This window comes from Streptococcus sp. FDAARGOS_256, assembly GCF_002289235.2.
Classification (GTDB): domain Bacteria; phylum Bacillota; class Bacilli; order Lactobacillales; family Streptococcaceae; genus Streptococcus.
The window spans coordinates 1,585,459-1,598,425 of sequence record NZ_NTGM02000001.1 but is presented as its reverse complement, the minus strand read 5'-3'; the positions used below and the strand labels follow the sequence as shown (position 1 = coordinate 1,598,425).

The following is a 12,967-nucleotide window of genomic DNA, read 5'->3' as shown; positions in this document are numbered from 1 at the left end:
TTATACCTTTTATTTCCCTGTGAAATAACGCACAGCCGACGCAAACAGGTGCTGGTCTTTATTTCCTGGGATGTTTTGGAAGAGACCGTCTTCATAACGTTCTGAGTGTCCCATTTTACCGATGATTTGACCATTCTTGCTGGTAATTCCTTCGATGGCATTTACAGAACCATTCGGATTGTACTTAGAATCCATACTTGGTTTGCCGTCAAAGTCAACGTATTGGCTAAAGATTTGACCATTGTCACGGAGCTCTGCAAATTCCTCAGCCGTCACGACAAACTTCCCTTCACCGTGTGACACTGGGATGGCATGGATATCGCCCACTTGCACTCCAGCCAACCATGGCGAGTTGGTATTGGCAATTCGCGTTTCCACCATCTTAGCCACGTGCTGGTTGGCATCATTGTAGAAGAGGGTTGGACTAGTGCTGCTGGCATCTTCAAAGTTTCCGTATGGAAGAAGACCTGATTTGACGAGGGCTTGGAATCCATTACAGATACCGATAATCAAGCCACCACGAGCGATAAAGCCATCAATGGCTGAACGTACTTTTTCATTAAGAAGGATATTGACAATAAACTTAGCTGATCCATCCGGCTCATCCGCAGCTGAGAAACCACCCGCGAAGAAAAGGATATTAGCCTTGCCGATATTGTCAACCATAGTTTCAACTGACTTGACAATTGCTTCTTCATTCAAGGTCACGAATGGCACCAAGTTGACTTCTGCACCTTCTTTTTCAAAAGCTTTTGCTGAATCATATTCTGAGTTGGTTCCTGGGAAGACTGGGATGTAAACCACCGGTTTTTCAATAGTTTCTTTAACTTTAATGACTGTCTCAGAAGTGATAGCTGGAACTTCTTCCAGTTCTTTGGCTTGGGCAAATTCAGTTGGGTAAACTTCTTCCAGTTTTCCTTGGAAAGCACTGTCAAGCTTGTGTCCATCTAACTTCACACCGTTGACAAGGAGTGTAAAGTCTACTTTCGTTTGACCAATCTTCTCCACTCCAATGATTTCTTCAGGAGATGTGAAGACAAATCCGCCTAGCTGAGCTGTCAAAGAACTTTCAAGTTCAGGCAAGGTTACCTCTGCACCGATATGGTTCCCAAAGGTAGCAAGAGCCAAGCTTTCAAGGACACCACCATATTTGACAGCTGATGCAGATGTTACTTTGTGATCAGCTTGGATGGCTTCAAACTGAGCAAAATTTTTCTTAATCAAGTCAAAATCAATCTCTGCAGAGAGGGCTTGACCTGGGATGTAGTAGATGTTTTCACCAGCAGTCTTGAACTCAGGAGAGAGGACCTTACGGCTATCTGCCGTCGTCACCCCAAAGGCAACCAAGGTTGGCGGTACAGTCAATTCTTCAAAGGTACCAGACATAGAGTCCTTACCACCGATAGATGGCAAGCCAAGCTGAATTTGTGCTTCGATAGAGCCTAGAAGAGCTGCTACCGGCTGACCAAAACGCTCTGCTTGTTTGTCCATCCGCTCGAAGTATTCTTGATAAGAGAAACGAGCCTTGGACCAGTTTGCACCAGTAGCCACCAAACGAGCAGTTGCTTCGATAACCGCATAAGCAGCACCATGGTATGGAGACCATTCTGCCACGTATGGATTGAATCCTTGCGCCATGACAGACGCAGTGTGAGTCACACCATGTTGAACTGGCAATTTCTGCACAGATGCCTCAGTTGGTGTGAGTTGGTAGCGACCACCAAGTGGGTGATTGACCGTTGAACGACCGACCGAGCAGTCAAAGATAGTTTGTAAACCTTTTTGACTCGCATGGTTGAGATCAGACAGAACCGCAAGGGTATCTGCTTCAAGTGTGTCAGCAGATGTTTGACGTTCTTCTGGGAGTTTGACATCCTTGTCCACAACCTTGGCATCAACAACTACGCGCACACCGTTTGTATCAAGGAAACGACGTTCCAAGTCGACAATCGTTTCACCATTCCAGTGCATGACAAGATTTGGTTTTTCAGTCACTGTTGCCACCACAACAGCATCAATATTTTCTTTATTACATTCCGCAACGAAGGCATCTACGTCTTGAGGACGCACCACAACTGCCATCCGTTCTTGTGATTCAGAAATGGCAATTTCTGTACCGTTCAAACCTTGGTATTTAAGAGGAACCTTGTTGAGATCAATTTCAAGACCATCTGCCAATTCACCGATAGCCACACAGACACCACCTGCTCCAAAGTCGTTGGATTTCTTGATAAGACGAGTGACATCGCCATTACGGAAAAGGCGTTGGATCTTGCGCTCTTCGATGGCATTCCCTTTTTGAACCTCAGCTCCAGCAGTCTCTACAGACTCAACTGTTTGAACCTTAGAAGATCCTGTCGCACCACCGACACCATCACGTCCAGTCTTCCCACCGAGTAGAATAATCACATCACCGGCTTCCGGTTTTTCACGGACTACATTTTCCTTAGGAGCAGCACCGACAACGGCACCTAGCTCCATGCGTTTGGCTACAAAGCCTGGGTGGAAGTACTCACGAACGTAAGTCGTCGCCAGACCAATTTGGTTACCATACGAAGAATAACCATGAGCCGCTGTCTTCGAAATGACTTGTTGTGGCAATTTACCAGCGCGAGTTTCTGAAATCGGAGCTGTAATATCACCAGCACCTGAGATACGCATAGCTTGGTAAACGTAGGAACGGCCTGACAACGGGTCACGAATGGCTCCACCGATACAAGTAGCCGCTCCACCAAATGGCTCAATCTCAGTTGGGTGGTTGTGGGTTTCGTTTTTAAACATGAGGAGCCAAGGTTCCTTGACACCATCAACGTCCACTTCGATTTCAACCGAGCAGGCATTGATTTCGTCTGACACTTCCATGTCGTCCAAACGCCCATTAGCACGCTCATAACGACCAAAAATAGTCGCCATATCCATCAAGGTTTGTGGTTTTTCAGAACGACCTAACTCATCACGCATGGCAATATACTTGTCATAAGTCGCCTGCAATTGCTTTTGGAATTTAGAAGCTGAGAAGTCAATCTGTTTCAACTCGGTCTCAAAAGTCGTGTGACGGCAGTGGTCAGACCAATAAGTATCCAAAACCTTGAGCTCTGTTTCCGTCGGCACGCGCCCGATTGACTTGAAATAGTCTTGGATAAAGAGCAAATCATCCACTTCCATTGCCATCCCTTGCTCGGCCTTGTAGCGAGCAAAGTCTTCTGCCGTATAACTTTCAAAGAAAGTCAATTTAGGAATGGTCTTGTCCGACTCTGAAAATTCCTGCTTGGCAATTCCTGTCGTGATGTCCTTGAAACGAGAATCAACTGGGTTGAGCAGGTAGTTCTTGACCGCTTCCAACTCAGTCGCATCAATATCCTTATTGACCAAGTAAAGCTGGGCTGTGTTGACTATTACATCACTTGAACTTCCCAGTAAAAGCAAGGCTTCCTGTGAAGAAGCTGCACGCTGGTCAAATTGCCCTGGCAAACTTTCAATGGCAAAGAAAGCATAGTTGGTAAGATCCGCTTGCACGGCTGATTCATCCAAGACATGGTCTGTCACCTGCTCAGAGAAGATATGTTTTTCTGCAGGCGCAAACAAATTCTCTGCCAAATCAAAGACATCATAAACTTGCACAATGCGAATACTTTTCAAAGTTGACAATCCCAAGTTGTGCTGGAGCTCCCTTACCAAACTCTCTGACTTGACCTGAAAATCAGCCTTTTTTTCAACAAAAATACGTTTTTCCATCAATTCTTATTCCTTTATTTCAGCTCTTGCAAACAGATTATTTCAAACCCTGCAATTTCTCCCAGACAATCTCGTAAACATCAGTTAGTTCTCCCAATCCCCTGCGGAAAACATCCTTGTCCATATGATTGCCATCTGCATCCCACAGACGGCAGTTATCTGGTGAAAATTCGTCTGCTAAGATAATCTTGCCATCCTTGTCAAAACCGAACTCTAGCTTAAAGTCAATCAATTTAAGGCCAATCTCAGCAAACCAATCTTTCAAGAGTTCATTGATACGACGGGTTTCTTCTTTCAAGTAGGCAATCTGCTGGTCATCCGCAATTTTTAGGAATTTCACATGCTCATCATTGATAAAGGGATCATCCAAATCATCATTTTTATAGTAAAATTCGACAATCGGAGTCTCAAATGCAATACCTTCTTCTACGCCAAAACGTTTTGAAAAGGAACCAGCCGTGTAGTTACGGAGCACAACTTCCAAAGGAATAATCTCCACCTTTTTATTGAGCTGTTCCGTATCCGAAAGCTTCTCCACAAAATGAGTCGCTATACCAGCCGCATTTAATTTCTCAAAAATAAAAGATGAAATCTGATTATTCAAGACTCCCTTGCCCGCAATCTGCTCCTTCTTGACACCGTTGAAGGCAGTTGCTTGGTCCTTGTAAGTTGAAATAATGAGATTTTCATCCTCAGTTGTATAGATATCCTTGGCTTTTCCCGAATAGATCAGTTGTTTTGACATTTTAAAGTTCGCCTTTCGTTTTACTTGAGCACATTCTACCACAAAAGCATGGAAAATTCAAGGTTTTTACGAATAAATAACGTTTTCCTATTTTAAGCGTAAAGAAAAACTGCAAGATAAGCTCTTCTTACAGTTTTAAAATCATTTATCCTCTGAAAAACACGAATATTACCCTTTATTCAAAAATTGATCCCAAAAATAACGGAGATAGCTTTTCTTTCCCGTAATCATCTGCAGGCGGCCTTCTAAACCATAGCGAAGTTTTTCAGCCTGCTCAGAAGTCAGATGGGTCTCCGCCTCAATTTTAAAGAAATTCCCTTTTTCAGTCTTTGTAGCTGTCGCATCGATACTTGTAATCGTAGAATCCAGGAAAATTTGATTCTTCGCATCATTAGTCGTAGTATAACGAACAGAGTCCCCAATCTTGACTCTAGCAACATCTTTTGAACTGAGATAAGCTGTGAGTTTGGTTTTCCCTTCTTTTTCCAAGGATGGGTAGAGTTGGGCTAGCAGGGTTCCTTCTGCGACCATCGTAGATTCACTAGTCTCAGGATTGAGGTGAAGCACCCCATCCTCACTTGCTGTAATCTTCCCTTTATCTAGGAGACCTCCCTGTACCTTCTTACCCGATTCCGCCTCCAAAATTTTCTGATCCAAAAGAGTTAATTCCTGACCGACTTTGACTAAGTGCTGAGATTTGAGCGATTCCAGTTGACTATCCAGTCCCGTTGCATGAGCCTGTTGAGCTCCAGAACCCGCATACTGTACACGATACGTAGCTAGACTGGACTCTAGCTGAGCAATTTGTGCATCCACTTGCGCAATAACCTGCGATTTAGCTTGCGGATCTTCTTCACCTTGATTTTTATAGGTCTGATAAAAAGAGTAGGCTGGATTCTGACTATCCAGTTGATCTCCCTTTTCAATCGCTGACTTTGCTGTTTTATAGTCTCGAATTTTATCCTCTGTTTGACTGATAAGATTGCCAATCTCGGCCTGGCTCTGACTTGCTGCCGCATTTTGAGAGGAGATGCTGGCATTTTGCTGAGAAACATTACTCCTAAGACTACTAGCTTGGCTGAGATAGTCTCGAAACATCTCCTGATAACCAAACTTATCCGCCTCTGGAAATTGATCACTCCCCTCTTTCAAACTGGATTGCAAATACCCCAACTGCTTTTTTTGATCCTTTAACATCTCCAATTGACTGGCATATGCCTCAACCTGGACAGCTTCCGCACCTTGCTGGTACTGAACGAGGAGTTCCCCCTGCTTGACTAGTTTGTTTTCTTCCAGATAATTTGCCACAATGCGTTGATTGCTAGTCGACTGGATATTGGCAATGATCCGACTAGGTTCGACAGTCGCTCTGGTAGACAAACTAATCTCTTTCTCTGCAAAAACTGCAAATCCCAGTAAAAACATGAGCAGAAGTGACATAGGTAAAATCACCCGACTGGAAAAATTATGGTAACGACGATTATAAAACTCCGCACTTTCTAAAAATTCTGATTTCATCTTCTCCTCTTTCTAGCTATTCACCAAATGGGCATAAAAGCCATCCTGTGCAAGCAAGTCTGCATGGGTACCCTCTTCGACAATCTTGCCCTGATCCAAGACAACAACCTTCTCTGTCCGCTCTGCAATGGTCAAGCGATGGGCAATGAAAATCAAGGTCTTATCTAAAGCCATGAGATTATCGACAATTCGCTTCTCTGTCAAAATATCCAAACTGCTGGTCGCCTCGTCCAAGATCAAGACAGGTGCATCCGTCAAGAGAGCACGCGCCAGAGCGATTCTCTGCCGTTGCCCACCTGAAATTCCAGCCCCATCCGAAGTCAATTCTGTCTGATAATTCAGAGGCATGCGCTCAATATCCTCCCGAATCTCTGCCAACTCGACTGCTCGTAAGATATCTTCCTGAGTCGTCCCCTCCTTGGCTCCAAGGAGAAGATTCTCCAAAATCGTTCCGTTAAAGACATAGGGCTGTTGAGGCAGGTAGTTGATATACTGACGCAAAGCCTTTTTGTCAATCTGATTAAGATTGACACCACCCAGACTAATCTCTCCCTGACTTGGGTCGTAAAAATTAACCATCATTTTGGCTAAGGTGGTCTTACCCGAACCTGAAATCCCCACAAAAGCTATCTTAGACCCTTGTGGAATGGTCAAATTGATATCCGACAAGACGTCACGACCATAGCCATACTTGTAGTGAACCTGCTTGAAGGTCATCTCTCCCTTCATCATGCTCAAATCTTCTACCGTTTTCTTCTCCTCAAACTCCGAAGCTACTAGATAAACCTCGTTCAGACGATTATTGGCAACCTGCGCTGTCTGAAGTTTGGTTTGTAGGTTAATGATATTTTCCAAAGGATTGGTAAAGTAAACAAGCAAAGTATTATAGGTAATCAGCTGGCCCAAACTCATTTTTCCATCCATGACAAGAATAGCTCCCAGCCAGAGAACGGCAACATTGAGCAGGAGCTGGGCAACTTTTTTCAGAGCCTTTTGCTGACTTTCTGCCCGACTATAGGCAAAGGATTTTTTCAGATAAGCTACAAATTCCTTGTCAATCTTTTGGTAACGCTGACTTTCACTGGTCAAAGATTTAACAGTCTCAATACCGTTGATGTCCTCGATAATAGAAGAAGACAGAACCGCATTAGCTTCCATGGTATCCCGATTCATCTTTTCAAACGGCTTCATAAAGGCAAAGATAATCACTGTATAGATAGGAAGCGCAAGTAGACTAATGAAAAAGAGCGTCATATTTTGTGAAAACAAGACAAGCGAGATAATCAAAATCGTCGACACATCTAGGAAAATCGACAGAATGGTCGAAGCTAGCGCGTCAATGATACTGTTAGCATCCGTGAAACGAGACACGATTTCTCCTGTCCTGCGTGTCGCGAAAAAGGACATCGGCAGATGAAAAACATGCTTGATGTAGGACAAAATCACATCGATGGACAACCGTTGACCCAGAACAAGTAAGAGGTATTCCTGCGCATAAGACAAAATCTGCTGGAGAATATAGACGATGACTAGTCCTATTGAGATGATGCCCAGCGTCGAGCGCATCTGGTCTGGCACGTAACTATCAATGATGGACTGAAGATAGTAGGAACCCACGATATTGATCAAGGTTACCAAGAGTGTCGCTAGGACGATATTGGTAATTAAGCCACGCTGTTTGAGTAAGATTGGCAAGAAGGATAGGAGACCCTGTTTTTTCTCCTTATGGGGTTTATAGTCCGGAGATGGCGCCATAAAGAGACTGACTCCTGTCCATTCTTGCGCAAACCGCTCACGAGAAATCTTGGTCAGCTTGATACCAGGATCTGGATCAGCGATATGAATGTGCTTTTTATCCTGACCTATCACCACATAGTAGTGGAGCAACTTCCCTTCCTTGAGCACATGAGCCACAAAAGGAAAGGTCAAATCTGGCAGATCAAAGAGCGTCATATCCGCCTTGATAGCCCGCGTCTCAAACCCAATCTCCTCTGCCACCTTTACAAGTCCCAAAGCGGTCGTCCCATCCATGGTCGTCTTGGCTAACTCTCGTAGATGAGCCAAGGAGTAATAACTACCGTAGTAGCCAAATACCATAGCCAAGGAAGCCACGCCACAATCCATCTGATCCACCTGGGGACGATAGTGCCTTTTCCTAAATTTCATATCCTTCTCCTTTTTCTAATAATCTCTTTAAAAATTTATAAGATTATTTTAACCAAACAAGGACGAAATAAGGGAATTATTTCTGAAAAAACAATATCCTCACCTGAACAGCACTTTTACCAAAGAAAATAGGCAGAACAAGAGTCCTGCCTAGAATATTCAATTACACAGATTTCTTGCCTTTCCCACTTCTTTTGTGAATGGCGTATAAAACGATAAACGCAAACGCGGGTGGCACCAGATAACTACTTTCACTCATTGTTAGCTGAAATCCAAGAGTTGCTAGAATCGTAAAGATGAAAATATTCATTAAAAATAGGAAAATAATATAGTAGAAAATATTTTACAATCCTAATCATTCTATTCTCCTTTTCTTTCTCCTTGGCCCCGATACAGTAAAATAAATACCACTAAAAACAAGGAGATCGTAGGTATATCAAAAGATTCAAACCATGTAGGTAGATTTATTTTGTTTACATCAGCTACGATTCTAATAATTAGATAAGCTATCGAGCTAAATAATACAGTGGTCTCTAGCCAAGCTTTTCCTAGTAATTGAACAACTTTCATCTCAAACTCCGATCTGATGGTTCATCAATTTCCAATCGTACTTTCTTTTGTTTTGTACTTGTATCCTAGATAAAACAGACCAAGTAGAATTGGATAGGTTTCTGGATAAAACAAGGTATTGATCGGATTTTTCATAATCATATACGTTGCGATATAAAGAATAATCGATACGACAAAATACCCCTCAGCAAATCCTAATAAGATTTTTTTCATAGCAGACTCCTATTTACCTGAAAAGAGTGCTCGAGTTGTTAAAATAGCTCCACCTGTATATACAAAACCTTTTACAAAACCAACTGCCACAGGGATAAGAAGGGGAAAGGCTCCCCCTTGAATTTCCTGCAAGTCCGTATCAGTCATTGTTTCAAATTTTAAAATAGATTTTTCCATATCATCTCCTCCTTCTATTACCATCTACTCGTCACATAATTATAACCTGCAATTCCTGCTGCAGTAATTCCACCAGCAATTTTAGCTGCTGTCACAGGATTAGCAATCACCCAAGCTACAATCGGCCATGCTCCCCCATTCACATCCGTCAACTCTTCTTCTGTAAGAGCTACAAAGTTCTGTTCCATGTTGTCAAAGTTTGTCATTTGTTTTCTCCTTATTTTTTCTATATATTTAATCTTTAACCTCTAAGCCACTTAAATAGCCAGATTGGGTAAATTACTGAAATCATTTTCTTCTCTCCTTTCTTTTTTCCTTACCTATCTATTTTCGAGAAGTAATTTAAAATGAACAGGTAAATTTCATTTATTTTAAATACCATTTGATCAACCATGGCAATAAGATTGGTAAATACATCACATAGTCTCCTTCCCTTTTCCTTACCTATCTATTCGAAAAACAATTCGAAAATGAACAATTCATTCATTTTTATTTTAAAAACCACTTAATGAACCACGGATAAAAACCAGTCACATACATAAATGTTCCTCCTTTTTCTTTCTCATCTCTTTATTCGCAATTTCTACTAAAAGTTTCTCTTTTTTCTGCAAATAAAAAACAACATGACTTGCATGTTGCTTTTCGCTATTTTTTATCTTTAATAATCGCTACTACATCCGCTACACTTTGAAGTTGATCGATTTCCTCATCAGTGATTTCGATACCAAATTCATCTTCTAGTGTCAAGACAAACTCCATCAAATCCACTGAGTCCGCATCTAGATCGTCTTTCAAACTTAAGGCCTCTGTTACGGCAAAGTCTTCTCCCTGTCGCTCTTGGATAATGGTTACAATACGATCAAAAATTTCTTTTTCTGTCATCTTTTTTATTCTCCTGAAAATTCACGCGCAGTTTGAGCAACTACGTCTGTTTCTAGCATGGTACGAATCTGACGAATCGTACTGTACACAGCATTGGCATCACTTGAGCCATGAGTTTTTACAACTGGCGCCTTGACGCCAAACAAGACTGCTCCTCCAACATCTGAATAGTTGAGCTGTGTCTTCAACCCCTTAAGACTATCCTTGAGAAGTAGAGCACCTAGCTTCGCTCGAAGGCCACCACCCGTAATAGCATTTTTAAGTAAGCCCATGATTCCCAAAGCTGTCCCTTCGATAGATTTGAGCACAGCGTTTCCCGTGAAACCATCTGTCACGACAACATCCGCAACGCCATTCATCAGATCACGCGCTTCTACATTTCCGATAAAGTTCAAACTTTCATCAGCTACTAGCAATTCGTATGTTTCCTTACGAAGCGGATCTCCCTTGCTGCTTTCTGTTCCATTGTTGAGCAAACCAACACGTGGTTTCGAAATCCCACGAACATTTTTCGCATAGAAGGAACCTAGGACAGCGTATTGGTGCAGATGATGGGCTGTGTTTTCTGCATTGGCACCGAGATCCAGCATATCAAACCCTTTTCCATCGATGGTCGGCAAGGTAGACATGAGTCCTGGACGATCGATATTTTTGATACGACCCACAATAAAGAATCCTGCAGCCAACAAAGCACCTGTGTTTCCTGCAGAGAGGACAGCGTCTGCTTCTCCCTCTTTGACTGCCTTAGCCGCCAATATCATGCTGGCATTTTTCTTCTTACGAATAGCTTTTGTCGGCTCATCGTCTGAGTTGATTTTCTCATCCGTATGGATAATGCTGACGCGCTCTGTAGCCGTTAGATATTGCTTGATCTTGCTTTCATCTCCGTATAGTTGAATCTCAATATCTGAAAAGTCAGCAAGGGCTTGATTGACACCCTCAACGATGGCTTGAGGTGCGTAATCGCCCCCCATAGCATCTACTGCGATTTTTTTCATTTGTTTTCCTCTTTTAGTAATTGTCCCCAGTCTGCTAGGGAATCAATGAATTTCTTTGATTTTAGGTGAATCCCAACATACTCTTCGTAGAGTTGATCCATAAACTTGCGTAGCTCTTGCTTGATTTCGGCCTTAAGCGAAATGGTCTCCAAGGTTTCAAAATCAATGGCTTGAAATTGATTGAGCAGATAAGGGATATTGGGATTTAGATGACAACGTCTCTCATCTTCATGATAATGCTCTGGGCAGAGGCAGGCTCCATATTTGAAAGAAAAGTCAAAGGCCTGACCGACCCGATGGCAAAAGACACACTCATTAAAATTAAGGCTGATTCCAAATCGAGTCAAGATTTGAATTTCAAAAATATTGGTCAAAACCTGATAATCTATACCTGCTTCCATCAACTCCAGAGTCTTCCTCAAGAAAGCAAACAAGGGAGCATCCTGCTGATTATCCTGCAAACTAGCATCTGCAAGAGCTGCCACATAGGTAGCATAGGCCATAACAAAGAGATCACTATTAATCTTTGGAAAGGTCATCACCTCATGGTAATCCTCGATGTAGCTAAGCCCGTCATCATTGATTCGCAAGAGAAATATTGCCAACACCAAGGGCTGAATAACCGGAGCTAGTTTAGATTGACCAGCGTGTTTGACGAAGAACATGCGCTTGCCCGCCTGCTCGGTAAAAATTTTGACTAGCTTATCATCCTCACGAAAGTTTCGATTGTAGAGCACCAAGCCTTGACTCGTGATAGACTGAATCATGATTCTCTCATGTACTCCTCAAGTCGTTTCATGGCCTCTCTGATTGTTTCCATGCTGGCTGCATAGGACAGGCGAACATAGCCTTCTCCATAACGTCCAAAGGCTGCACCAGGGATAAAGGCAACGGCCTTCTTATAGGCAAAATCCTTCAGAAAAGCAAAGGAGTCTTGATTGTAACCTGCTGGAATCTTAGCAAAGATATAGAAGGCCCCATCTGGTTTGATAATCTCAAAACCAAGAGCAGTCATCTTTTCGATGATATAATCTCGACGCTGGATGTATTCCTTTTTCATAGGCTCTGCGTCGTTTTTACCAGCGGTCAAAGCCTCCACCGCAGCATGCTGAGCCATCGTATTTGCAGCAGTAACCAAATACTGGTGACTCTTGATTAACTGAGCTGTGAAAGCCGCAGGAGCAAAGATAAAGCCTAAACGCCAACCAGTCATAGCATGCGATTTAGACAAGCCATTGATAATAATAGCTTGGTCTCTCAGCATAGTTCCCAGAGATACATGGGCTTCGCCTGTATAGGTTAATTCTGAGTAAACCTCATCACAGACAACAAAAATCTCATACTTGCGTAAAACGTCTGCCAAGGCTTCCAACTGCTCCCGACTATAGGTAATTCCTGTCGGATTGGCTGGATAGTTGAGAATAACTGCTTTGAGCTTGTCACCCTGCTCCAAAATGGCCTTTTCCAACATCTCAGGGGTCAAAACAAAACCATTTTCAGTTGTATCAATCTCGACAATCTCTGCCCCAACCAGATTGACAATCGGTTCATAGCCTGGATAGGCAGGAGCTGGCAAGAGCACCTTGTCCCCCTCTTCCAAAATAGCTGTCAAAGTAGCAGATAAAGCCTCTGTCGCCCCAATTGTAACCAAAATTTCATTTTCAGGATGATAATCTAGCTGGTATTTTTCTTTTACAAAGTCGCTAGCAGCCTGGCGCAAGGTCAGTAAACCGCTCATCCCTGTATAGTAGGATTGGTTCTGGTCAATGGCCCGCTTTGCCGCCTCCTTGACATGATCTGGCGTTGTAAAATCAGGTTCTCCCAAGGTCAAGCGTAGAACTCCAGGAATCTCTGAAATGGCCTGATCAAACTGGCGAATCAAGGACACTTGAATCTTATCTAATTGTTTATTAAAGCGTTTGGTTAAGTCCATAGATATCCCCCTTGCTTACAGAACATAGTA

General features: G+C 42.8%; 12 protein-coding genes and 1 pseudogene. All 13 read right to left on the bottom strand.

Annotation, left to right across the window (positions count from 1 at the left end):
• Positions 1-9: 9 nt before the first annotated feature.
• On the bottom strand, positions 10-3,735 hold the full coding sequence (locus A6J84_RS07905) for a phosphoribosylformylglycinamidine synthase (protein WP_095726377.1): 3,726 nt from the start codon (positions 3,733-3,735) through the stop codon (positions 10-12).
• A gap of 37 nt (positions 3,736-3,772) precedes the next feature.
• Positions 3,773-4,480 carry a phosphoribosylaminoimidazolesuccinocarboxamide synthase gene (gene purC / locus A6J84_RS07900; RefSeq protein ID WP_042768870.1) on the bottom strand — a complete coding sequence of 236 codons (708 nt, stop codon included), beginning with the start codon at positions 4,478-4,480 and terminating at the stop codon, positions 3,773-3,775.
• A gap of 168 nt (positions 4,481-4,648) precedes the next feature.
• Positions 4,649-5,998, bottom strand: a complete 1,350-nt coding sequence (gene comB, locus A6J84_RS07895) for a competence pheromone export protein ComB (protein ID WP_000834201.1) — start codon at positions 5,996-5,998, stop codon at positions 4,649-4,651.
• Positions 5,999-6,010: 12 nt separating this feature from the next.
• Entirely contained in the window at positions 6,011-8,164 is a 2,154-nt protein-coding gene (comA, locus tag A6J84_RS07890; protein ID WP_095726375.1) for a peptide cleavage/export ABC transporter ComA, read from the bottom strand.
• A 163-nt stretch (positions 8,165-8,327) separates the two neighbouring features.
• Positions 8,328-8,523: pseudogene (locus A6J84_RS10260) on the bottom strand (hypothetical protein).
• Position 8,524: 1 nt separating this feature from the next.
• A complete protein-coding gene (locus tag A6J84_RS10255; RefSeq protein ID WP_070696356.1) occupies positions 8,525-8,734 on the bottom strand; it encodes a bacteriocin immunity protein in 210 nt (69 codons plus the stop codon).
• A 24-nt stretch (positions 8,735-8,758) separates the two neighbouring features.
• Positions 8,759-8,947: a hypothetical protein gene (locus tag A6J84_RS07880; protein ID WP_000722239.1), complete on the bottom strand. Its 189-nt coding sequence runs from the start codon at positions 8,945-8,947 to the stop codon at positions 8,759-8,761.
• Positions 8,948-8,956: 9 nt separating this feature from the next.
• Entirely contained in the window at positions 8,957-9,124 is a 168-nt protein-coding gene (locus tag A6J84_RS07875; RefSeq protein WP_000415691.1) for a bacteriocin, read from the bottom strand.
• A gap of 17 nt (positions 9,125-9,141) precedes the next feature.
• A complete protein-coding gene (locus A6J84_RS07870) occupies positions 9,142-9,330 on the bottom strand; it encodes a class IIb bacteriocin, lactobin A/cerein 7B family (protein WP_000180835.1) in 189 nt (62 codons plus the stop codon).
• A gap of 439 nt (positions 9,331-9,769) precedes the next feature.
• Positions 9,770-10,006, bottom strand: a complete 237-nt coding sequence (locus A6J84_RS07865) for an acyl carrier protein (protein WP_000136435.1) — start codon at positions 10,004-10,006, stop codon at positions 9,770-9,772.
• 5 nt (positions 10,007-10,011) lie between these two features.
• Complete coding sequence (gene plsX / locus A6J84_RS07860) at positions 10,012-11,004, bottom strand: phosphate acyltransferase PlsX (protein WP_095726374.1); 993 nt, start codon at positions 11,002-11,004, stop codon at positions 10,012-10,014.
• A complete protein-coding gene (gene recO, locus A6J84_RS07855) occupies positions 11,001-11,771 on the bottom strand; it encodes a DNA repair protein RecO (protein ID WP_095726373.1) in 771 nt (256 codons plus the stop codon). Before recO ends, plsX begins: the two co-directional genes overlap by 4 nt.
• On the bottom strand, positions 11,768-12,937 hold the full coding sequence (locus tag A6J84_RS07850) for a pyridoxal phosphate-dependent aminotransferase (RefSeq protein WP_095726372.1): 1,170 nt from the start codon (positions 12,935-12,937) through the stop codon (positions 11,768-11,770). The genes recO and A6J84_RS07850 overlap by 4 nt, the downstream gene beginning before the upstream one ends.
• Positions 12,938-12,967: the final 30 nt, after the last annotated feature.

Excerpts from the sequence above, each read along its gene's own strand:
- A6J84_RS07875 (WP_000415691.1), bottom strand. The coding sequence starts at position 9,124 with ATGGAAAAATCTATTTTAAAATTTGAAACAATGACTGATACGGACTTG.
- A6J84_RS10255 (WP_070696356.1), bottom strand. The coding sequence starts at position 8,734 with ATGAAAGTTGTTCAATTACTAGGAAAAGCTTGGCTAGAGACCACTGTA.
- A6J84_RS07870 (WP_000180835.1), bottom strand. The coding sequence starts at position 9,330 with ATGACAAACTTTGACAACATGGAACAGAACTTTGTAGCTCTTACAGAA.
- purC (WP_042768870.1), bottom strand. The coding sequence starts at position 4,480 with ATGTCAAAACAACTGATCTATTCGGGAAAAGCCAAGGATATCTATACA.
- plsX (WP_095726374.1), bottom strand. The coding sequence starts at position 11,004 with ATGAAAAAAATCGCAGTAGATGCTATGGGGGGCGATTACGCACCTCAA.
- comA (WP_095726375.1), bottom strand. The coding sequence starts at position 8,164 with ATGAAATTTAGGAAAAGGCACTATCGTCCCCAGGTGGATCAGATGGAT.
- A6J84_RS07880 (WP_000722239.1), bottom strand. The coding sequence starts at position 8,947 with ATGAAAAAAATCTTATTAGGATTTGCTGAGGGGTATTTTGTCGTATCG.
- comB (WP_000834201.1), bottom strand. The coding sequence starts at position 5,998 with ATGAAATCAGAATTTTTAGAAAGTGCGGAGTTTTATAATCGTCGTTAC.
- A6J84_RS07865 (WP_000136435.1), bottom strand. The coding sequence starts at position 10,006 with ATGACAGAAAAAGAAATTTTTGATCGTATTGTAACCATTATCCAAGAG.
- A6J84_RS07905 (WP_095726377.1), bottom strand. The coding sequence starts at position 3,735 with ATGGAAAAACGTATTTTTGTTGAAAAAAAGGCTGATTTTCAGGTCAAG.
- A6J84_RS07850 (WP_095726372.1), bottom strand. The coding sequence starts at position 12,937 with ATGGACTTAACCAAACGCTTTAATAAACAATTAGATAAGATTCAAGTG.
- recO (WP_095726373.1), bottom strand. The coding sequence starts at position 11,771 with ATGATTCAGTCTATCACGAGTCAAGGCTTGGTGCTCTACAATCGAAAC.